Origin of the sequence: Streptomyces sp. NPDC000134, from assembly GCF_042899225.1 — a bacterium.
In the GTDB taxonomy this organism is placed as follows: domain Bacteria; phylum Actinomycetota; class Actinomycetes; order Streptomycetales; family Streptomycetaceae; genus Streptomyces.
The window spans coordinates 289443-310727 of sequence record NZ_JBIAZN010000003.1; the positions used below are offsets into that span (position 1 = coordinate 289443).

General features: G+C 74.2%; 17 protein-coding genes and 1 riboswitch. Of the genes, 9 read left to right on the forward strand and 8 right to left on the reverse strand.

The window, feature by feature from the left end; genetic code table 11:
- Positions 1–28: 28 nt before the first annotated feature.
- Together ACFY32_RS06150 and ACFY32_RS06155 are read right to left on the reverse strand one after the other, a co-directional pair.
- Positions 29–1273, reverse strand: coding sequence for an outer membrane lipoprotein carrier protein LolA (locus tag ACFY32_RS06150; RefSeq protein ID WP_390673533.1), 1245 nt, complete (start codon positions 1271–1273; stop codon positions 29–31).
- A gap of 279 nt (positions 1274–1552) precedes the next feature.
- The gene (locus ACFY32_RS06155; RefSeq protein ID WP_390673534.1) at positions 1553–2563 is read right to left on the reverse strand and encodes a polyprenyl synthetase family protein; all 1011 of its coding nucleotides are present in this window, start codon (positions 2561–2563) and stop codon (positions 1553–1555) included.
- A gap of 649 nt (positions 2564–3212) precedes the next feature.
- Positions 3213–3379, forward strand: a riboswitch (cyclic di-AMP (ydaO/yuaA leader).
- Positions 3380–3383: 4 nt separating this feature from the next.
- Here ACFY32_RS06155 and ACFY32_RS06160 point away from each other — a divergent pair.
- On the forward strand, positions 3384–3893 hold the full coding sequence (locus ACFY32_RS06160) for a transglycosylase SLT domain-containing protein (protein WP_390673535.1): 510 nt from the start codon (positions 3384–3386) through the stop codon (positions 3891–3893).
- 65 nt (positions 3894–3958) lie between these two features.
- On the opposite strand, the gene ACFY32_RS06165 is transcribed toward ACFY32_RS06160, so the two are convergent.
- Positions 3959–4762, reverse strand: a complete 804-nt coding sequence (locus ACFY32_RS06165) for a Cof-type HAD-IIB family hydrolase (protein ID WP_359189404.1) — start codon at positions 4760–4762, stop codon at positions 3959–3961.
- A gap of 232 nt (positions 4763–4994) precedes the next feature.
- On the opposite strand from ACFY32_RS06165, the gene ACFY32_RS06170 reads away from it, so the two are divergent.
- From ACFY32_RS06170 to ACFY32_RS06180, 3 genes are all read left to right on the forward strand, one after another.
- The gene (locus tag ACFY32_RS06170; RefSeq protein WP_359189407.1) at positions 4995–6059 is read left to right on the forward strand and encodes a GNAT family N-acetyltransferase; all 1065 of its coding nucleotides are present in this window, start codon (positions 4995–4997) and stop codon (positions 6057–6059) included.
- Positions 6060–6135: 76 nt separating this feature from the next.
- Positions 6136–7629 (forward strand): glycosyltransferase, encoded by a 1494-nt coding sequence (locus ACFY32_RS06175; RefSeq protein WP_390673536.1) that lies wholly within the window; start codon positions 6136–6138, stop codon positions 7627–7629.
- Positions 7630–7703: 74 nt separating this feature from the next.
- Positions 7704–8459, forward strand: a complete 756-nt coding sequence (locus ACFY32_RS06180) for a polysaccharide deacetylase family protein (protein ID WP_359189413.1) — start codon at positions 7704–7706, stop codon at positions 8457–8459.
- Between the two features lie 6 nt (positions 8460–8465).
- Here ACFY32_RS06180 and ACFY32_RS06185 read toward each other — a convergent pair whose 3' ends face one another.
- The 5 genes from ACFY32_RS06185 to ACFY32_RS06205 all read right to left on the reverse strand — a co-directional run bounded on the left by ACFY32_RS06185 (position 8466) and on the right by ACFY32_RS06205 (position 15704).
- Positions 8466–9578: a glycosyl hydrolase gene (locus ACFY32_RS06185; RefSeq protein WP_390673537.1), complete on the reverse strand. Its 1113-nt coding sequence runs from the start codon at positions 9576–9578 to the stop codon at positions 8466–8468.
- The gene (locus ACFY32_RS06190) at positions 9575–10063 is read right to left on the reverse strand and encodes a DUF1616 domain-containing protein (protein WP_390673538.1); all 489 of its coding nucleotides are present in this window, start codon (positions 10061–10063) and stop codon (positions 9575–9577) included. Before ACFY32_RS06190 ends, ACFY32_RS06185 begins: the two co-directional genes overlap by 4 nt.
- A gap of 17 nt (positions 10064–10080) precedes the next feature.
- Positions 10081–11901, reverse strand: a complete 1821-nt coding sequence (locus ACFY32_RS06195) for a glycosyltransferase (protein ID WP_390673539.1) — start codon at positions 11899–11901, stop codon at positions 10081–10083.
- A 139-nt stretch (positions 11902–12040) separates the two neighbouring features.
- Entirely contained in the window at positions 12041–14518 is a 2478-nt protein-coding gene (locus ACFY32_RS06200; RefSeq protein WP_390673540.1) for a lipopolysaccharide biosynthesis protein, read from the reverse strand.
- Positions 14511–15704 carry a DegT/DnrJ/EryC1/StrS family aminotransferase gene (locus tag ACFY32_RS06205; RefSeq protein WP_359189427.1) on the reverse strand — a complete coding sequence of 398 codons (1194 nt, stop codon included), beginning with the start codon at positions 15702–15704 and terminating at the stop codon, positions 14511–14513. Before ACFY32_RS06205 ends, ACFY32_RS06200 begins: the two co-directional genes overlap by 8 nt.
- A gap of 397 nt (positions 15705–16101) precedes the next feature.
- Here ACFY32_RS06205 and fahA point away from each other — a divergent pair, with 397 nt between their 5' ends.
- The 5 genes from fahA to ACFY32_RS06230 all read left to right on the forward strand — a co-directional run bounded on the left by fahA (position 16102) and on the right by ACFY32_RS06230 (position 21191).
- On the forward strand, positions 16102–17313 hold the full coding sequence (fahA, locus tag ACFY32_RS06210; protein WP_359189431.1) for a fumarylacetoacetase: 1212 nt from the start codon (positions 16102–16104) through the stop codon (positions 17311–17313).
- Between the two features lie 178 nt (positions 17314–17491).
- Complete coding sequence (locus ACFY32_RS06215; RefSeq protein WP_359189434.1) at positions 17492–18430, forward strand: M56 family metallopeptidase; 939 nt, start codon at positions 17492–17494, stop codon at positions 18428–18430.
- Positions 18431–18758: 328 nt separating this feature from the next.
- Positions 18759–19547: a GntR family transcriptional regulator gene (locus ACFY32_RS06220; protein ID WP_390673541.1), complete on the forward strand. Its 789-nt coding sequence runs from the start codon at positions 18759–18761 to the stop codon at positions 19545–19547.
- A 33-nt stretch (positions 19548–19580) separates the two neighbouring features.
- Positions 19581–19808 (forward strand): ferredoxin family protein, encoded by a 228-nt coding sequence (locus tag ACFY32_RS06225; RefSeq protein ID WP_016437651.1) that lies wholly within the window; start codon positions 19581–19583, stop codon positions 19806–19808.
- A gap of 15 nt (positions 19809–19823) precedes the next feature.
- The gene (locus tag ACFY32_RS06230) at positions 19824–21191 is read left to right on the forward strand and encodes an ABC transporter substrate-binding protein (RefSeq protein ID WP_359189440.1); all 1368 of its coding nucleotides are present in this window, start codon (positions 19824–19826) and stop codon (positions 21189–21191) included.
- Positions 21192–21285 lie beyond the last annotated feature (94 nt).

Below are 21285 nucleotides of genomic sequence, written 5' to 3' on the forward strand. Positions count from 1 at the left end.
CCGGTCGGTCGTGTCGGTCACGCGGGCGTCACTTCGCCGCGTTCGCCGCCTTCACCAGGGCGTCCTTGGTGACCGCACCGGCGTAGACCTTGCCGTCGTCGGTGATCAGGGCGTTGACCAGCCGGGTGCTGAACACCGTACCCGTGCCGAAGTCGCCCTTGACCTGGTCGCCGAGCGAGCCCAGGAAGCCGCCGAGGTCGCCGTCGGCGTCGCCCGTGGGCAGGCCGCCCTCGGCGCCGGTGTCGAAGGCGGCGATCGCGTTCCAGCCCTCGCCGATGATTTTCGCGCCGGCGAGGTCCCCGCCGAGACCCCCGGCCAGTTCCTCCTCGGCCCGCTGCCCGCCCGCGGGGGCCTCGGCCGCTGCCTCGTCGGCCTCGGTGACCTTCGCGCCCTTAGGCGGGGTGAAGTCGAACGTCGACGCGTCCGGCTTCGCGAAGCTGACGTTCGTGAAGCCCGCGTCCACGACGGCCGCGCCGCCGCTCGCCGGGGTGAGCGTGAACTTCAGCGGTGTGCCGGTCTCCGCGTCCACCGACACGGTGATCCGACCGACGGTGGAGCCTTCCTGCCGGGGCTTGACGACCAGCCGGTAGGCGTCGCGGCCGGCGACCTGCGCGGTGCCCTCGACGGTCACGGACGTGGTGCCGTCCACCGCCTTCAGGGCCTCCTCGGTGAGGTCCTTCGGCGTGGCCGGGACCTTCTCGTGCCGCCGGCCGGCGTCGGCGGCGACGGTGGAGTGGTAGACCTCGTTGGACGCGCTGTCGTAGCCCCAGACGTCCTTGCCGTCGTGGATCAGGCTGTACTCGGCGGCGTCCTGGAGCAGCGAGACCTTCTGCCGGTCGGGGCCGTCGGCGGCGACGCGCAGGGTGTGGCTGCCGGTGGCCAGCTCGGTGAGCTTCGCCGAGGGGTCCGCGGCGGAACCGCCGTCCCCGCCGCCGTCCGGGCCGGAGGCCGACGGGGAGCCGGGGCCGCCGGACAGCAGGCCGCTCTCCAGGCCGCCGAGGTCCGGCAGCCCGAGGTCGGTGCTGATGCGGACCGTGCCGGAGAACCGCTCCGTGTCCGACGCGGCCATCTTCTCCAGGAGTTGCTGCGCGGTGAGGTCGGGAAGGTCCGGGTCGCCGGCGTCGGCGAGCGCGGGGACGAGCCCGATCGTCGCCGCGGCGACGCCCATCACCGCGACCGGGACGACGTACCGCGTGGCCTTGCGCCGGCGCGCCGCGCGCCGCTCCTCGGCCTCGGCGGCGGTCGTGCTGCCGTCGGATTCGTACGGTGCCATGTGTGCCCTACCTCCGTCGTCGGCGGCGGCTTTCCTGCGACCTCGCACCGGTCCACCCTGAGCCGCCATTCTCACCCGAATCGGTGAGGATTGGTGTTTTCCGTGGTGACTATCTGACCAAATCGGCTACGGAGAAGCGTCAGACCGCGGGCTCAACTCGATGTACTGCTGCGGTATGACACGAAGGTACGACGCCTCCCCCGACCCGTAGGGGGTGCGGAGGAGACGGGGGCGCCGGGCGGCGGGGTCCGACCGGTCGGCGGCCGGTCGGCGGCGGGATCAGCCCGCCCGGTGGACCACCGCGTCGCAGAGTTCCACCAGCGCGGTCTTCGCGTCGCACTCGCGCAGCGGGGCCAGCGCCGAGCGGGCGTCCTTGGCGTACCGGACCGTGTCGTGCCGGGCCTGCTCCAGCGCGGGGTGGGCGCGCAGCAGGCGCAGCGCCTCGGCGTGCCGGTCGTCGTCGCTCAGGTCGGAGTCGAGCAGCTCGCACAGGGCGAGGTCCTCGGCCAGTCCCAGCCGGGCCGCCCGCTCCCGCAGCCGCAGCACGGGCAGGGTCGGGATGCCCTCGCGCAGGTCGGTGCCGGGGGTCTTGCCCGACTCGTGGGAGTCGGAGGCGATGTCCAGGACGTCGTCGGCGAGCTGGAAGGCGACGCCGAGCCGCTCGCCGTACTGGGTGAGGACGTCCACGACCGTCTCGTCGGCGCCGGACATCATCGCGCCGAAGCGGCAGGAGACGGCGACCAGCGAGCCGGTCTTGCCGCCGAGGACGTCCAGGTAGTGATCGACCGGGTCGCGGCCGTCCTGCGGGCCCGCGGTCTCCAGGATCTGGCCGGTGACCAGCCGCTCGAACGCCAGGGCCTGCACCCGGACCGCCTCCGGGCCGAGGTCGGCGAGGATCTGGGAGGCGCGGGCGAACAGGAAGTCGCCGGTGAGGACGGCCACCGAGTTGCCCCAGCGGGTGTTGGCGCTGGGCACGCCGCGGCGGACCGCGGCCTCGTCCATCACGTCGTCGTGGTACAGCGTGGCGAGGTGGGTCAGCTCCACCACGACGGCCGAGGGCACCACGCCGGGGGCGTAGGGGTCGCCGAACTGGGCCGCGAGCATCACCAGCAGCGGCCGGAAGCGCTTGCCGCCCGCCTTGACCAGGTGCTGGGCGGCCTCCGTGATGAACGGCACCTCGCTCTTGGTTGCCTCAAGCAACCCTTCCTCGACTGCCGCCAATCCGGCCTGGACATCGGCCTCCAGAGCCTGGTCCCGCACGCTCAGCCCGAACGGCCCGACGACGGTCACGTGGGGTCTCCTGTCTGCTGGTGTCTACTGGCGGTCACGCGGTGACGCGGTTTGTCGATAGGTCGCTGCCATCACTCAAGTCAGCGTATCCGGTCACGTTTCGATCGCCGATAGCGCCCACCGTTACATGCTGGTCGGTATCGGATCATGAACGGCATGTTTTTGATCGGTTGATATGTGCGGACATGAATCGACACCGTCGAGCGGCCGGCGCCGCAGCGGCGCCGGGGAGCCCTGGACGATCCCACCACCCTCCCCAACGTCCGGCGACCCGGGAATGTCACCCATTCGACACGCAAACCCCCGTTCCCGCTCCGGCCGCCCGCCCCGCGCCGGTTCCCGGACCCGGAAGCACGTCGGGGGCAGTTGACCCACAGTTGGACCTATTGCCCGATTTGCCGCGCTTGTTGAGGCCAGTGAGTTGGCTCACGCCGGCACCCCCGCGCGCCGCCGCCCGGCGACACCCGTCCTGCCGTTGCCGCACAAGCCAGTTGAGGCTTGGCAGTCGCAAAGGATCAAGCATCCCAAATGCCTCAGACCAAGGTCAACTAGCACGTTGGGTGAATCCAGCACTTGTTCCGGACATGTGCTCTCGCATACGTTCCCGGCCTGTCGGGCGGACGCCGAATCCTGCCACCGCCCGGACCCACCCAATTGACCACCAACTCACGCACGGCAGGAGCGGGGGACCCAGGTAAGCCGCCGCGCCGGTCACCGGACCGGAGCGGCTCGGGGTGAAGCCGTGCCCGTGAGGGCGCGGCCGGGCACCTCCCGCCCGAACCCGACAGCTCACCTCGCAGGCGTAGGAGAGGACCTCACCATGTCTGCTTTCGGCCTCCGGCACCGCGCCGGGACCACCCGTCTCGCCCGCAAGCTCGCCCTCGCCGGCACCGGCGCCGCCGTGCTCGCGCTGCCGGTCCTCGGCGCCGCCTCCGCGTCCGCCGCGCCGGCCGCCGAGACGTCCACCACCGCGGTCACCACCGCCGCCCTGACCGCGGCGAACGGCTACAGCAACAGCCTCGACGGCTGGATTCGCCAGTCGCTCGACATCATGGCCGAGAAGGGCATCCCGGGCTCCTACGACGGCATCTACCGCAACATCATGCGGGAGTCGTCCGGCAACCAGTTCGCGATCAACAACTGGGACATCAACGCCATCAACGGCACCCCCTCCAAGGGCCTGCTCCAGGTGATCGACCCGACCTTCCGGGCGTACCACGTCGAGGGCACCTCCTGGGACCCGTACGACCCGGTCGCCAACATCACCGCGGCCTGCAACTACGCCGCCCAGCGGTACGGCTCCATGGACAACGTCTTCGGCGCCTACTGATCCCGGCGCCCTCGGGGCCTGCCGACCCCGGCGCCTTCCAGGCTCACCGGCCCCGGCCGCGCGCCTCAGGGAAACAGTCGTTCGAGGACGACGGCCACGCCGTCGTCCTCGTTCGACGTGGTGACCTCGTCGGCCACCGCGCGCAGCTCCGGATGGGCGTCGGCCATGGCGACGCCGTGGGCCGCCCAGTGGAACATGGGGATGTCGTTGGGCATGTCCCCGAAGGCGATCGTCCGCTCCGGGCCCGCCCCCAGCCTCTCCGCGGCCAGCGCCAGGCCGGTCGCCTTGGTCACCCCGCACGGCTGCAGCTCCACCGTCCCCGGCCCCGACATGGTGACCGTCGCCAGCGAACCGACCACCGAGCGGGCCGTCGCCGCCAACTCGTCGTCGGACAGCTCCGGGTGGCGCAGCAGCACCTTGCTGATCGGCGCCGCCCACAGGTCGTCGCGCCGGCCGACCCGGACCGCGGGCAGCGCCGGGTGCGGCATCAGATAGCCCGGCTCGATCAGCGTCAGCCCGTCCACGCCGTCCTGGTCGACGGCCGCGTGCACCTGGCCCACCTCGGCCTCGATCTTGCCGAGTGCGGTCTCGGCCAGCTCCCGGTCCAGGGTGACCGACCACAGCAGACGGTCCGCGCCGGCGTCGTACACCTGCGCGCCCTGCCCGCACACCGCGAGCCCCCCGCGGCCGAGGGCGCCCAGCAGGGTCCGCACCCGGGGCGCCGGCCGCCCGGTCACCACCAGATGCCGCGCACCGGCCCGCGCCGCCCGCGCGAGCGCGGCGAGCGACCGGTCGGAGACGGTGTCGTCGCCGCGGAGCAGCGTCCCGTCCAGGTCGGTGGCGACGAGTGCGTAAGCGGTGGGCTGCATGATCAGAGAATACGGACCCCCGGGCCCGCCGACTCATGCTCGTACCGGACCCGTTCGGACGGTGGCGTCTGCCCGAAACCTGACACATCTGCGGGTAAAGGCGGTTGAAACCCTGTGCACCGGTTGGCGGCAACATGCTCCGCTACCTACCGCACTGTCGCCCCGGACGGTACCTTCCTTGTGGCCAGGGGGACTTGATCGGGGGGTCGGGTTGAACGGCGGACACGTTCGGGTGCTGGGGCCGGAGGAGCTGGGCGAGGGGGACCGGGAGCACTGGCGGGAACTGCGCGCCAAGTCGCAGTCGCCGCGCAGTCCCTTCATGGAACCGGAGTTCGCCGTCGCCGTGGGCCGGGTCCGGCCGGCGGCCCGGGTGGCGGTGCTTCACGAGGGCGGTGAGACCGCCGGTTTCCTGCCGTTCGAGCGGGGACCGCTGGGCCAGGGCCGGGCGATCGGCCTCGGCGTCTCGGACCGCCAGGGCGCGGTCCTGCGCCAGGGGCCCGCGCCCGACGCCCGCGCACTGCTGCGGGCCTGCGCGCTGTCCGGCTTCGCCTTCGACAACCTGGAGGAGGACCAGGCCGTCCTCACGCCGTACGCCGCCGAGCGGCACGCCGCGCACGTCGTCGACCTCGCCCAGGGCTACGCGGCGTACGCGCGGGCGCTGCGCGTCCGGTCGCCGAAGTTCCTGAAGACGACGCTGGCCAAGGAGCGGCGGCTCGGCCGCCAGGTCGGGGACGTGCGGTTCGTGTTCGACGAGCGCGACCCGGCCGCGCTGCGCACCCTCATGGCGTGGAAGTCGGCGCAGTACCGCAGGACCGGGCGCCGGGACCGGTTCGCCCAGGAGTGGATCGTCCGGCTGGTGCACGGGCTCGCCGGGACCCGGGCGCCGGAGTGCGCGGGCACGCTCTCCGTGCTCTACGCCGGCGGCCGGCCGGTCGCCGCCCACTTCGGGCTGCGCTCGGCGACCGTCCTGGCCTGCTGGTTCCCGGCGTACGACCCGCGGTACGCGAAGTACTCACCGGGGCTGGTGCTGCATCTGCGGATGGCCGAGGCCGCCGCCGCGGAGGGCATCGGGCTGCTGGACATGGGGCGCGGGACGGCCGAGTACAAGGACTCGCTGAAGACGGGCGAGCTGACCGTGTACGAGGGCGCGGTGACGCGCCCGGGGGCGGGCGCCGCACTGCACTGGCTGGGCCGCGAGCCGATGCGCCGGGCGCACGGTTTCGTACGCGCCCGGCCACACCTGGCGTCGGCGGCGGCACGGACACTCAGGGGGGCGGGGCGGCTGCGGCGGGGGTGAGGGCGGGGGAGGTCGGGTGGGGGTGACTGCGCGGGGGCGGGCTCGGGCCGACGGGAATTCAGCGAGGGAGAGGCGTATGTCCGGGGTGGTACGGGCGCGGCAGCGGGCGGCGCGGGAGGTGGCGGACTTCCTGCGCATCGGGCCGGTGCAGGTGGCCGAGCTGGAACTCGGGGCGGGGGACGCCCCCGGGGCGACGCTCCGACCGGGGCCGGGGAGCCCGCCCGTGACCTCGGGTGAGGTGTTCGTGCTGGTCAGGCGGGCGGGGCGGCCGGTCGGGACGTTCGTGGGCCGGGTGCCGGAGGGCGCGGACCCGGTGGAGGTGCTGGCCGGGGCGGCTCGGGGGGTGGGGGCGTCATCGGCCGGAGTGTCCTCGGTGGGGGTGTCTTCGACGGAGGTGTCTTCGGCGGGGGGTGTGCCGGGCGGCGGGGGCCCGGGAGCGGCTTCAAGCCCTGGTGAGCGGGGTGGAGGGCTCGTGCCGCCGTCCGTCAGCGTGGTCGTCGCGACCCGGGAGCGGGCCGGGCAACTGGCGCGCGCCCTGGACTCGTTGCTCGTCCAGGACCATCCGGACTTCGAGATCGTCGTCGTGGACAACGCTCCGGTGACCACCGGGACCCGAGACCTCATCGGACGGAAGTACGGCGAACGGGTCCGTTACGTCCTCGAACCCGTGCCCGGACTCGCCGCCGCCCACAACCGGGGGCTCGCCGTCGTGCGCGGCGACACCGTCGCCTTCACCGACGACGACGTGATCGCCGACCCCCGCTGGCTCACCGAACTGACCACGCCCTTCGCCGCCGACCCCGGCCTCGGCTGCGTCACCGGCCTGATCCTGCCCGCGCGGCTGCGCACCCCGGCCCAGGTCCTGCTGGAGAGCCACGGCGGCTTCGCGAAGGGCTTCACCCCACGGACGTACGACCCCGGTGACCCGCCCGCCGACGAGCCGCTGTTCCCGTTCACCGCGGGCCGGTTCGGCTCGGGCGCCAACATGGCCTTCCGTACGGCCGTACTGCGGACGGTCGGCGGCTTCGACCCGGCCACCGGCGCGGGTACGCGCGCCCGGGGCGGCGACGACCTGTACGGCTTCGTCCGGGTCCTCGCCCAGGGGCACCGGCTGCACTACACGCCGCTGGCTCTCGTCTGGCACCACCACCGGGAGACCTGGCGGGACCTGGAGACCCAGGCGTACGGCTACGGCGCCGGCCTCACCGCCTACCTCACCGCGACCCTCGTCAACCGCCCCGCCCTGCTGCCGGCGTTCCTCGCGCGCCTGCCCCGCGGCCTGGCCCACGCCCGCGCGCTGACGGCGGTGCGGGGGGCGGGGGCACGGGGGTCGGAGGTGGCGTCGGGTCGGGCGCCGGGTGGGGGGTCGGGTGAGGGTTCGAGGGGCGTGGTGGCTGGTGTTCCGGGGGGCGTGACGGTCGGTGTTCCGGGTGGGCACGATGCCCGGACCCATGCCTGGCCGCGGCGGCTGTCCAGGCTGCAACGCCGGGGGATGCTGTACGGCCCGATCGGGTATCTGCGCGCCCGCCACGCGCTGCGCACCAGCGGGTCCGGGCTGGAGGCGCGGTGAGCGAGGGTGCGAGAGCCGACGGCGCGCGAACCGGGCGGTGCGCGTGCGTCCCCGTGCTCCTCTACCACGCCGTGATGGACGAACCGCCGTCCTGGATCGCCGAGTTCACCGTCAGCCCCCGGCGGTTCGCCGCGCATCTGGACGCGATCGCCGACAGCGGCCGTACTCCCGTCACGATCAGCGCCCTCGCCGACCACCTCGCCGGGCGCGCCCCGCTGCCGCCCCGGCCGGTGCTGCTCACCTTCGACGACGGGTTCGCCGACCTGCCGGGCCGCACGGCGGAGACGCTCGCCGCCCGCGCGCTGCCCGCCACCGCCTACCTCACCACCGGCGCCCTCGCACCGGGCGGACACAGCCTGCTGCCGCCCGCCCCGATGATGACCCTGGGCCAGGTGACCGGCCTGGAGGCCCTCGGCGTGGAGGTCGGCAGCCACACCGTCACCCACGCCCAGTTGGACACCCTGTCCGCCAAGGCGCTGGCGGCCGAGCTGCGTACCTCCAAGGCCGTACTGGAGGACGCCCTCGGCCACCCGGTCCGCCACCTCGCCTATCCGCACGGCTACAACAGCGCCCGGGTCCGGGCGATGTCGGCCCGCGCCGGTTACGAGACGGCGACCGCGGTGCGGCACGCGCTCAGCTCCGGGAGCGACGAGCGGTACCGCATCGCCCGGCTCATCGTCCGGCGCGGGCACACCGTCGCCGACGTCCGGGCCTGGCTGGCGGGCGAGGGCGCCCGGGTCGCCCCCTTCCGGGACGGTCCGAAGACGGTCGCCTGGCGCTGGCACCGGCGGGGCCGCGCCCTGCTGCGGGGGCCCGAGTTCGCGGGCTGAACCGGGCTACTCCCGCCGCTGGTTGAGGTACGGGTCGGCGGCCGTCTTGCGCAGACTCGCCCACGCCGCGTCGTTGGCCACGGACAGGTCGCAGTGCGGTCCGGGGTCCCGGTGGTTCCACTGGAGCGCGGCCTTGACGCCGTCCAGTCGCTTGAGGACCGGGACCACCCCCGCGTACCAGTCGGCCTGCCGGTCCGGCCGGTCCGGGTCGGCGGCGCTGCCGAACTCCGAGAGCATCAGCGGCTTGTCGTCGGATATGTGCGCGCGGACCCAGTCGTGGGTGGCGGTCTGGGTCCGCGCGAAGCTCAGCCAGTCCGCCCGGTGGCAGAGGTAGTAGTTGTACTGGTTGTAGCCGATCCAGTCGACGTACCCGTCGCCGGGATACATGCGCCGCATCAGGTCGGCGTGGCGCAGGTAGCCGGTGGTGATCCACGTCCACACCACGTTGCCGACGCCCAGCTCACGGAACCGGTCGTGGACGTGCCGGTAGGCGCGGACGTACTCCTCGGGGGTGCCGGCGTCCGGGGTGCGGGTGTCCATCTCCAGGTCGAAGGAGAGGAAGACCTTCTTGCCGGTGCGCTGTCCGTACTCCTTGATCCGCTCGGCCTGGACGTCGATCACCGAGTCGTCCAGCTCCCCGTCGGCGATCCGTCTCCAGGTCGGCTGCTGCCGCTCGGTGCCGCCCCACCATTTGCTCTCCCAGGACAGCAGCAGCATCCGGTCCTCGCCGACGCGCTGTTCCTGCTCGGTCAGGAGTTGGCCCTCCAGCCGCGTATCCGTGACCGCGGACATGTCGTGGTACGTGTACACGATGTCGAGCCTGCGGCCGAGGCGCCGCTCGTAGTCGTGGACCTTCTCGGCCAGGTCGTCACTGTCGTGCGGGACGAACGCCCCGAACCAGGCGCCGCAGGGCGGTTCCAGCAGCGCGGTCGGGCGGCACTTCCCGGCCTGCCCGGACGGCCGCGCCGCGCCGCCCCCGTCTCCGTCCGGTCCGCCGGCGTCGCGGAGGGCGAGCACGGCGATCAGTACCGCGCAGGTGACGGCGACGGAGGTGGCCGTCAGACGGTACCGGCCGGGGGCGCGCCGTGCGGGGCGGCGGACCGGGTGGGGCGCTTTCACAGCGCGGGGCCCTTTCGTGTCTGTGTCTGTGTCTGTGTCTGTGTCCGGGTTCGGGTCCGGGTCCATGTCCTCGGCCTCGTCCTCCGCGCCGGGGACGCGCGCAGGCGCGGGCAGAACGCGGCGAGCGTGGTCAGCAGCGTGAGGATCAGCAGCACCCGCTCGCCGCTGAAGGCATGCGTGGCGATCAGCACCGTCGAGACCAGCATGACGGCGCAGATGCTCAGCAGCAGGGCCAGCGTCATCCGTTCCAGCAGGTCCGACCGGCGCTCGAACTCCGTGTCCCGGCGGTCGACCGGGCCCTCGGCGGGCCGCGACCGCAGTGCCGGGCCGCAGACCGCGACCAGCGCGGCGCCGGGTCCGGCGGCCAGGAAGGCGACGACCGCCGCGCCGCGCAGCGGTGCACCGCCGGGCAGGGCGAGGGCGGCCAGCGCCAGCCAGCCGCCGAACGGGGGCAGCATCCGGATCACGAGGTCCTGCGGTGTCATCGGTCGGCTCCCCCTCATCAGTCCGCCGGTCTCAGGACGTAGAGCACCCCGGCGTCGTTCTCGTCGACCAGCCGGAAACTCGGTGAGGCGGCCACCGATCCCCGGATGCGGTCCAACTGGGCCGCGCCGAGCTGGCCGTTCATCTCCGAGTCGGCCACCTGGCCCCGGGTGAGCAGCAGGTAGGCGCGGCCGGGCGGTTCGACGCCGGCCATGTCCCGGGCCAGGGTGGCGGCCGGGTCGCGCACGATCCGGTCGACGTGAGCGCGGCCGTCGTCGAGGAACCAGTAGTGGTCGACCCTCCAGTACGCGTCGTAGGCAAGCGGATAGTTCCGGTTGGCGGCGACGACGAGGGAGCCGTCGGGCGCCTGGTCGAACAGGTGCCGGACCAGGGCGACTTCCTGCGGCGGGAAGTAGCTGATGCGGTCCTTGCCGGAGTAGGCCGGCACGAACACGAGCACCCCGGCGAGCAGCGCGAGCAGCGGCACCCAGACACCGAGCCGGAGCCGCGCCGGCAGGGACCGGGCGGGCCGGGGCGCGGTGGTCGGCCGGGCCGGGGCGCCCGGACGGCGTGTGGCGGCCTCCCGGGCGGCGAGGCCGGCGAGGTCGGCGGCCAGGGTGCGTACCTTGGGCAGCAGCGCGGCGGCGGCGAAGAAGGCCGCGCCGGGCAGCATGAACATCAGCACCCGGAAGATCATCTCGCTGCCGTAGCTGCTCGCCACGAACATCGGCAGCGGGGCCGCCGCGACCAGCAGCAACGGCATCGCCCGGTACCGCAGCACCGGTTGGCGCAGCGCACCGAGCGCCGCGAGCAGCAGTACGGACCCCGACAGCAGCCGGGCCGCCCAGGAGGACGCGACCGCCCCGGTGCCGGTCGGCGTGGTCCCGTACCCCGCCTCGACGTTGCCGCCGACATCGCCGACGGAACGGATCATGTCGGGCATCGCGGCGGACAGGAAGGGCAGCGCCGCCGTGAGACACCACGCCAGGAAGACCACGACCGCCGTGGCCACCGGTGCCCAGTCCCGGTAGCGGCGGGTCAGGCACAGCGCGAGCAGGGAGACGACCAGCATGCCGGGCGTCAGTTGGTGCGAGACGACGATGGTCGTGACCAGCAGGGTCAGCAGCACCGTCCAGACCAACGGCCGGTGCGGCCCGGGTCCGCCGCGCCGCCCGCCGTACCGGCGCAGGACGACGGCCAGCACGCCCACGTGCAGTACGAAGGCGACGGACTGCGGTGAGAAGTAGTCCTGGCCCACCCAGTTGGCGGCGTAGAACAGCCAGACCGCCGTCCAGATCATCCGCCGGTCCGTGGTGAACGTGCGGTAGACCAGCAGCAGCGGGAGCAGCAGCATCAGGCTGGAGACCAGCGGCCACCAGGCCATGTACACCGCCGTGCCGTCCACGCCGAGCAGCCGCACCAGCGCCGCCTGGGCGGCGAAGAAGCCCGGCCACTGGTCGTAGACGGCCAGGTCACCGAGTTGCGCCTCGGTCCGGAGTCCGCCGTGGGTCAGCAGGTGGTCGACGACCGCGTCGTGCTTCCACGCCCAGGCGTACAGCGGGGTCGGGTACACCAGCGCCTGGGTGGCCCGCTCCATCAGCAGCAGCCCGATGACGTACGCCAGCGACCAGCCCTGCCGGCGCCGCGGGTCGCGGACGGTGAACCAGAATCCCGCCGTCAGTGTGACGAGCCCGGCCCAGAAGGTCGGGTGCAGCGCGCTGACCAGGCCGAAGTCGTCCAGGTCGGAGACATCGGTGTGGCGCAGCGCGTACGCCCACAGCACGAGCGCGACCAGCAGCGGGAGCAGCGGGACGACACGCCCGTACCAGGGCCCCGGCATGCTCAGCTCTCCGTCCGCCGTGATCGGTTCCTCCGTCGCCGGGAACTGCTGCCCGGGGCCGGGCTCTGGCGCGGCTCTCTCCCGTGGAGTTGCTGGCGGACGCACGACCGTTCCCCCCTGCCGTTCGGCTTGTGCTCGATCAGTGCCTGGATCTGTCGCCGGGTCTGTCACCGGATCTGCGCTCCGACGCGTCACCGGTGCCGGGGTGCGGTCCGGTGCCGGTGCCTGTGCCTGTGCCGGGGTGCGGTCCGGTGCCGGGTCGGGTGCGGCGCGGGGGCCCGGGTGCCGGTGCGGGGCGGCGTGGCAGCAGCAGGGCGAGCAGGGCGAGCAGCAGGAAGAGGGGCGGGGCGACCGGCGCGAGCGCCTGCTGCCACACCCAGCCGCCCACCGCCGCGAGATACAGGACCGCCCAGCGACCCGGCCACGGCACCCGGTCGCCCGCGTGCGCGAGCAGCAGCCACAGCGGCACGAGGCACAGCAACTGCAGGACGGCCGGCGCCCACCGCAGCAACGCGTCGGGGCCGCCGAGCCCGACCGCCTCCGCGAGAAAGCCGCCCGTCCGCGAGTACAACGCCCCGCCCACCGGCCGTGGTTCCCGGCCGACGGCGACAGGTGCCGCGTACAGGGCGGTCAGGGCGGAGCCCAGCGCGGCGCCGGGCAGCCAGGGCTCGGGCCGGACGCAGAGGGTCACCGCCGCGACGAACACCACCAGCAGGACTCCCCCGGCGACGAGCGCGGCGGGCGGCAGCCCCTCCAGCAGCGTACGGCCGGTGAGTACGGCGTCGGGCGTCCCGTCCGGCCAGGGCAGCCCGGTGACCGCCGTCCAGAACACCACGGTGGCGACCGTGAGCACCGCCCACAGGCCGATCCTCAGGCGGCGCTCCCGCGGCTCCCCCCGGACCGGCCCGGCCCGGTCCGTCGCGGCCGGGGCGGCCGGCGCGGCGGCCGGGCCGTCGGACCGCCGCGGGCGGACGATCACCGCGAGGGTGTCCGCCTCCAGCGCCTCCCGTTCGTACCCGGGCCGCCCGATGAACAGCGCGACGGTGTCCTCGTCCGGTCCGTCCGGTCCGTCCGGTCCGTCCGGTCCGTCCGGTCCGGCTCGTCCGTCCGGTCCGTCCGGTCCGGCTCGTCCGTCCGGTCCGTACACCCGGTCGTGCGGCCGTCCGCCGGAGGGTCCCCGTTCGTACGCGGCCCGGCGGGCCCAGTTGGTGCCGTAGCCGGCGGTGGCGTTCAGCCGGGCCCAGCGGGTGCCGTAGGCGTCGGCGCCGGTCCGCCCGCCGCCGCCCGACGTCCCGGCGCCGGGCTCGCTCGGGCCCCGCAGTGCCGCGCGCAGGCCGGGGACGCAGCCGGCGGCGACCAGTGTCATGCCGCCCAGCACCGCCCAGCCGGCGCCCGCGATCCCGGCCGGGCCGAACAGCAGGCCGGCGCCGCTCAGCACCAGCGCGCACATGGCGCCCTGGACGGCGGCGAGCACCCCGGTGCGGCCCTGGACCCGCAGCACCCCGATGTACAGCTCGACGACGATCCTGGGCAGCGCGCCGAGCGCGAGCAGCCGCAGCACCGTCGAGCCGTGCGTGGCGTAGTCCTCGTCGAACGGGGCGAGTATCCGCGGGGCGAAGAGCACCAGGACGAGGACCACCGGGACCAGCAGCAGCGTCATGCGGCGCAGCGCCCCCCGGACGCCGTCGGCGAGGCGGCGGGGGTCGTGCGAGGCGTGCGCGGTGAGCGAGGAGGCCATGTTGATGGCCATGAACTCCATCGTGCCGCCGACGGTGTACGCCACGTAGAAGTAGCCGTTCTCGGCGGCGGTGAAGTTCACGGCGACCATCACCGGCAGCAGGTTGATCATCGCCAGGCTGAACAGCGCGCCCAGCGAGTCCCCGGCCAGGAAGCGGCCCATCTCGCGGGCCTCGGGGGGCTCCACGTCGCGGTCCCGGGCGGCCTGGCGGGGGATCAGTCTGCGGAAGACCAGCCAGCCGAGCGGCAGGGTGGAGAAGGCGATGGCCACGGCCCAGGAGACGAAGATGCCGAGGACGGGCAGCACGGTGGCGAAGACCGCGAGCAGGACGAGTTTGCCGACCGAGAACACCGCGTTGCCGACCGGTACCCACTCGGCCTTGCGCAGGCCGGTCAGCACCCCGTCCTGGAGGGTGAGCAGCGCCCACGCCACGCACGCCGCGACGAACAGCGCCCCCGCCGCCGGGGCGCCCAGCGGCGCGTACGACGACCCCCAGCGGTCCAGGGTGAGCAGGAAGATCCCGGCAGCAGCGGCCACGACCACGGAACTGGCCGCGTACACCCGCCGCACCAGGGCCCCGGTCGCGCGGCCGGCCCGGGGGACGAAGCGGACCACGGCGCCGATCATCGTCGTCGCCGTGATGCTGGCCAGCAGCCGCATCGCCGCGATCGCCGCGGAGCCCTGCCCGACGGCGTCCTCCGCGTAGTAACGGGCGGCCACCAGCCAGAAGCCGAGGCCGAGGACGGCGGAGACGCCGGTGCTGAGCATGAGGAAGTAGGCGTTCTTGAACAGCGAGTCGGAGCCGGGTCCGTCCGCCGACCGCCGGCCGCCGTCGTCGGCGCGCCCCTCGGTGCCCTCCCGCACCCGCGTCTCAGCCACCCGACGGACCCGGCCCTTCGCGCCGTGCCCGGACCGGCCGGTGCGGGGCCGCCGGTGGCCCGGCGGGCTCCGCGCCGGACTCCTCCAGGGCCCGGATCGCCGTACGGGCGCGCAGCGGGTCGACGGGCAGCGCGTGCCGCGCGAACCAGCGTGCCCCCTCGGGCGCGGGCGAGGGGTCGGTGAACTCCGCGCCCGCGTAGTCGTCCAGCGGCGGGTCGTACAGGTATCCGACGATGAGGCCCCGGCGGGCCAGGGCCCGGGACGCCGCCTCCCGGTCCGCGACCAGCAGCGGCACCCGGAACAGCGGCCGGGTGCGCCCCGGCGGCCGGGGCCCCGCCCAGCGCGTGGCCTGGAGCAGCTCCGTACCGGCGCGGCAGGCGGCGAGGGTCTCGTCCAGGTGACCGAGCCGGCGGCTGACGCGGCCGAGCCGGAACCGGCCCGAGCGCAGCCGGTAGTCGTGCATGTCGACCCGTACCCAGGGGTCGTGCGCGGTGAGGTCCGGGGCGGCGGCTACCGCACGGGCCAGTTCGCGCGGGCGCAGCGGCATCCGGATCTCCTCGCGGTCCGCCAGGCCCAGCAGCCGCAGGGTCGCCCAGGCGGCCCGCCGCAGTCGCAGGCCCCGTACCACCGCCTCCGCGTACGGCCTCACCGCGTAGGCGAGTTCGGCCGTGGTCCGGCGCGGGGCGAGGAGTGCCTCGCAGGACGCGGCCAGGGTGTCGCGCAGTGCGGGGTCGGCCACGGCGAGGATGCCCCCGGTCCGGGCGCCGACGTGCTTGGACAGGCTGAAAGCGGAGGCGTCGCCCCAGGCCCCGACCGGCCGGCCGCCGACCTCGCCGCCGATGGCGTGCGCCGCGTCCTCCAGCAGCGGGATGCCCAACGCGTCGCAGCGCGCCCGCAGTCCGGGTGCCGGGTCCGGGTTCCCGTACAGGTTGGTCGTCAGGACGGCGGAGAGGGAGCCCCAGGTCTCCTCGGGGACGGCGTCGATGTCGATGGACGCGTCCCACGGGTTCAGCGGCGCCTGCACGGGCCGCAGGCCGGCCGCGAGCACGACGAAGAGGATGACGTCGTCGGTGACCGGCGACATCAGCACCCGGCCGCCCGGCGGGCACCAGTGCCGCAGCGCCGCGTACAGGCCGAACCGGCATGACGGTACGTACACGCATTCCCGGCCGAGTCGCTCACGCATGGTCTCTTCCGGCCGTGCCGGCCGCGAAGCGGACCCCGCCGAACCCGGACCGGCCTCCCCGATGGCCATCCGCCCCCCTGAGTGCCATGGGAGAACCCCCTCCCCGAGGCCTTCCGGCACCCGCCCAGACTCTCCCTGTTCGCACCGCTCCGTCAAGATTGCCGATCGGCCTGTGGACAACCTTCCGCGCACAAGCGGAAGCGGAGAGCCACCCGCCGCCCCGCCCCGGCGGACGGGCCCGCCGGCCCCTTCCGTCGCGTCCCGTCCCGCCCGTCCCACCGCCGCGTGCTCTGCCCAAGACCGCCATGGCGGCCGTAACGTGTGGCCCGGCCATGGAACGCGTGGCCCGGGAGGCGCGTCCGCGCCCCCGGCGAGCACGAAAGCGAGGCAGCACCCGATGCCCCCCTTCGATGTCCCCGAGGGCGACCCCTTCGGCCCGCACAACCTCCCGTACGGCGTGTTCTCACACCCCGGCTCGTCGGAACGGAGGGTGGGCGTCCGGCTCGGCGACCACGTCCTCGACGCCGGCGCGGCGGCCCACGCGCTCGGATCGCCGTACGCCTCCCTGCTCGCGCGGGAGAGCCTCAACCCGCTGCTGGCGGCCGGCCGCACCGCCTGGTCCGACGTCCGGCGCGCGCTGACGGCCTGGGTGACGGTCCCCTCCCACCGGGCGACCCTCGAACCGCTGTTCCGCCCCCTGTCCTCGGTCATCCTGCACCTGCCCTTCGAGGTCGCCGACTACGTCGACTTCTACGCGTCCGAGAACCACGCCCGGAACGTCGGCCGGATCTTCCGCCCCGACGCCGCCGACTCCCTGACGCCGAACTGGAAGCACCTCCCGATCGGCTACCACGGCCGCTCCGGCACGGTGGTGGTCTCCGGCACGGACGTCGTGCGCCCCTCGGGGCAGCGCAAGGCGCCCGCCGACGCCGCGCCCGTCTTCGGGCCCTCCGCCAAGCTGGACATCGAGGCCGAGGTCGGCTTCGTCGTCGGTGTGCCCTCCGGGCTCGGCCGGCCGGTGGCGCTCGCCGACTGGCGCGAGCACGTGTTCGGCCTGTGCCTGCTCAACGACTGGTCGGCGCGGGACATCCAGTCCTGGGAGTACGTCCCCCTCGGCCCGTTCCTCGGCAAGTCCTTCGCCACGTCCGTCTCCGCGTGGATCACCCCGCTGGACGCCCTGGAGGACGCGCGGGTCGCGCCCCCGGAGCGGACCCACGGGCTGCTGCCGTACCTGGACGACTCCAAGGAGGAGCCCGGCGGTTACGACCTGCGGATCTCCGTCGCCGTCAACGGTCATGTCGTCTCCGAGCCGCCCTTCTCCACCATGTACTGGACGGCCGCCCAGCAGTTGGCCCACCTGACCGTCAACGGCGCCTCCCTGCGCACCGGCGACCTGTACGGCTCGGGCACCGTGAGCGGTCCCACCGAGCGGGAGCGCGGGTCCCTGCTGGAGCTGACCTGGAACGGCCGCGACCCCCTCGAACTCCCGGGCGGCCGGCGGACGTTCCTGGAGGACGGCGACGAGGTGACCCTCTCCGCCTGGGCACCCGGCCCGGACGGCACCCGGGTGGGACTCGGCGACGTGACGGGCCGGGTGGTCGCGGGCTGACATCCCGGCGGCCGCCGTCCCGGGGCGGCGCCGAATGTGCCGTATCCGACGGGCTCCGGCACCTGACTCGGACCGCCCGGCGGCGTCATACTGGCGGCGGGCGGTGTGCGCGGCACACCCGCCCGCCCGTACGCCCCAGAGCCGAGCCGCCTTCCGACCAGGAACCGGAGCCCGTGGCATGACCGTCTGCCTGCTCCTGCTGAGCGTCGTCGCCCTGACCGCCGCCGTGCCGGTGCCCCGCGCGCTGACCCGGGCCGGTTGGCCGGAACGGGACCCGGTCGTGGGGCTGTGGGTGTGGCAGTGCCTGGTCGCCACGGTGCTGCTGTGCTGTCTGACGGCCCTGGCGCTCGGCGCCGCCGCCGTCTTCGGCACCGTCCGCGCCCAGTTGTTCGCCCCGGCGCCGCCCGCGGTGACCGCCGCGTACAACCTCTCCGCCGGTCCGCCCTGGGCGGCGGTCCTCACCCTGCTGCTGGCCTGCGGTGCCGCCTGGACCACCGCCATGCTCGCCCGGGAGCTGGTCGAGGCCCGCCGGCGCCGCAGCCAGGCCCGGACCCACCTGCGCGAACGCGCCCCGGACCTGCCCGCCGGGCTGCCCGCCGCCCGGGGCCCGCTGCTGGTCCTGGAGGACGAGTACCCGGACGCCTGGTGGATGCCGGGCAGCCCGCCCCAGCTCGTCGTCACCACCGGCGCCCTGCACCGCCTCACCGACCACCAGCTCGACGCCGTCCTCACCCACGAGCGCGGCCACGCCCGCGCCCGCCACGACTGGCTGCTGCACCTGTCCACCGCACTGGCCACCGGCTTCCCCCGTATCCCGCTCTTCGCCCACTTCTGCGACCAGACCCACCGCCTGGTGGAACTCGCCGCCGACGACACCGCCTCCCGGCGCTGCGGCCACCTGACCACGGCCCTCGCCCTGATCGAGCTGAACCAGCACCGGGGCGTCCTGTCCTGCGCGTCCAGCCACCGCCTCCTCGGCGAACGCGTCGACCGCCTCCTGGAGCCGCAGCCCCGCCTGGGCCCCCGCCACCGTGCCCTCACCACCGCGACGGCCGCCCTCGTCCCCCTCCTCCCGCTCCTCATCGTCTTCGCACCCGGTCTGACGGCTCTGTCCTGACGGCTCCGTCCTGACGGCTCCGTCCTGACGGGCCTGACCGTGCGGCTCTCGCTCGGTCCTGGCGGCCCTGACGGCTGTCCTGGCGGCTCGGACCCGACGGTGGTGCTCTGTCGGCCCGGTGCCGGCACCCTCCGGCGACGTCCGTCCCGTACCGACGCCGCCGCCTCCGCCACCTCCCCACCCCCACCACCCCCGCCGGTGGCCCGCGGTGGCGGAACCGACCCCGCCCGCCCCGAAACCCCAGCTCAGGGCCATGACCAGCGGAGCACCGGGTGGCGCAACACTGCGGCAACACCACTTTCCCTACCGAAAAGCTAGGGTTCCGCACATGCCACCCGCCGACCGCCTCCGCGACCACGCCGGACAGGGCGCGACCACCGTCGCCGCCCACCGCGCGCACCGCAGGCTGCGCGCCGACCGGGCCCGGCAGCTCGCCGACCTGCTCCGCCACCAGCTCCTCACCGACGCGTATCCCGGCGGCACGCTCCCCCACGAGGACACCCTCGCCGCCGACTACCGCGCCTCCCGCAACACCGTGCGCGAGGCACTGGACCTGCTGCGCGCCGAAGGGCTCGTGGCCCGGCAGCCCGGCGTCGGCACGGTCGTCGTCGCCCGCAAGTACCCGCACGGCCTGGACCGGCTGATGGGCCTGGCGGAGACCCTGCACGAGCACGGCCGGGTCACCAACGAGGTCCGCACCACGGTCCCCGTCCCGGCGCCCGCCCCGGTCGCGGAACGCCTCCGCCTCGCCCCCGGCAGCGACGTCCTCTACATCGAGCGGCTGCGCCGCCTCAACGGCCTCCCCCTCTCCCTCGACCTCACCTACGTCCCGCTCGACATCGGCACCGAACTGCTCGGCGCCGACCTGGAGAACACCGACGTCTTCCGCCTCCTGGAGTCCGTCACCGGCCGGCCGCTCGGCCACGCCGAGATCACCCTGGAGGCCGTCACCGCGGACGCCCACTCCGCCGCCGTACTCCAGGCCCCGCGCGGCGCGGCCGTCCTGATGCTGGAACGGCTCACCCACCTCGCGGACGGCCGGCCCGTCGACCTGGAGTTCATCCGCTTCCGCGGCGACCGCATCGCGATGAGCGGTCTGCTGCACCGGTCCCTCTGACCCTCTTCCTCGCGCACCTCCCTGGAGACAGCCATGCCCTTGGCGCCCCAGCGGGCCGACGTGCCCGTGACCATCGACGAGTCGAAGTGCATCGACGGCTGCACCCTCTGTGTGGACATGTGCCCGCTGGACTCCCTGGCCATCGACGACAGCAGCGGCAAGGCGTACATGCACGTCGACGAGTGCTGGTACTGCGGCCCGTGCGCCGCCCGCTGCCCCACCGGGGCGGTCACCGTCAACATGCCGTACCTGCTCCGGTGAGAGGCGCGATCCCCCATGCCACGCATCCCCGCTCCCCCGCGACGCGCCGCGCTCGCCGCCTCCGCGCTCGCCCTGCTGCTCCCGCTGAGCGCCTGCGGCGGTGCCGCCGAGGCCGGTGACGGCTCCACGGTCACCGTCACGGTCGGCTACCAGTCCAAGACGATCAACACGGTCACGGCCGGCACCCTCCTGCGCTCCCTCGGCTCCTTCGAGAAGCACCTGAACTCCCTGGGCGACGGCCGCACCTACAAGGTCGTCTGGCAGGACTACGCCACCGGCGCGCCCATCACCGCGCAGATGACCGCCAAGAAGATCGACATCGGTTCGATGGGCGACTTCCCGCTGCTCATCAACGCCGCCCGGGGCAGGCAGCTCGGCACCCCGACCAAGCTGGTCTCGGTCACCGGGTACAACCTGCGCGGCGGCCTCAACACCATCGTCACCGCCCCCGGTTCCTCCCTCACCTCGCTGGCGGACCTGAAGGGCAGGAAGGTCTCCACGAGCGTCGGCTCCGCCGCCGACGGCACCCTCGTCCGGGCCCTGCAGCGCGCGGGGCTCGACCCCGAGAAGGACATCGAGAAGCTCAACCAGCAGCCCGCCGTGGGCGCCTCGGCGCTCGGCTCGGGCGGCGCGGACGCCCTGTCGCAGTTCGTCGCCTGGCCGGGACTGCTCGCCCACCAGGGCAAGGCGAAGGCCCTGTACGACGGTGCGCAACTGGACCTGCCCACCTTCCACGGCGTCACCGCACGCGAGGACTTCGCGCGGCGGCACCCGGCCGTGCTGAAGGCGTTCCTGCGGGCACAGGCGGAGGCGACCGACTACCTCCGCGACCATCCGGTGACCGCGGCCGAGAAGGTCGCCGACGCCACCGGCCTGCCCGCCGAGGTCGTCTACCTCTACAACGGCGCTCACGGCATCGCCACCTTCGACCCGGCGATCAAGCCCCGGCTGGTGGCCGCCCTGAAGGAGGACGTGGCGGTCCTGAAGTCCGCGGAACTGACCGGCGACGTGGACGTGGACGCCTTCGTCGACGACCGGTACGTCAAGCAGGCGCTGGGCGCCGCGGAGTACGCCCGGCGGCTCGCCTCGGCCCCGCCGGCACCCGCCGGCGAGGTCTGGCCCGAGGGCGCCTCGAAGACCCTCACCTTCACCTCTCCCTCCGCTCTGCTGCGTCATGTGGCCGCGCACCGCGACGACGTCCGCGCCGCCTACGTGCCCGACACCACCACCGGCACCCTGTGGTTCGCCGACCGGGCCGTCTGGGTGGCCGACGGCGACCGGCTGCTGCCCTTCGTCGCCCCCGCGACCGCCCGCGCGTACCTCGACACCCACGGCGGCGCCCGGCTCGTCACGTACGCCGAGGCACTGGAGCGGGCGTCGTGACCCGCCGCGAACGCCGGGGCTCCGGAGCGGACGTCACGACCCGTCTCGTACGCCGAGGCACCGGAGCGGACGTCACGACCCGCCGCGTACGCCG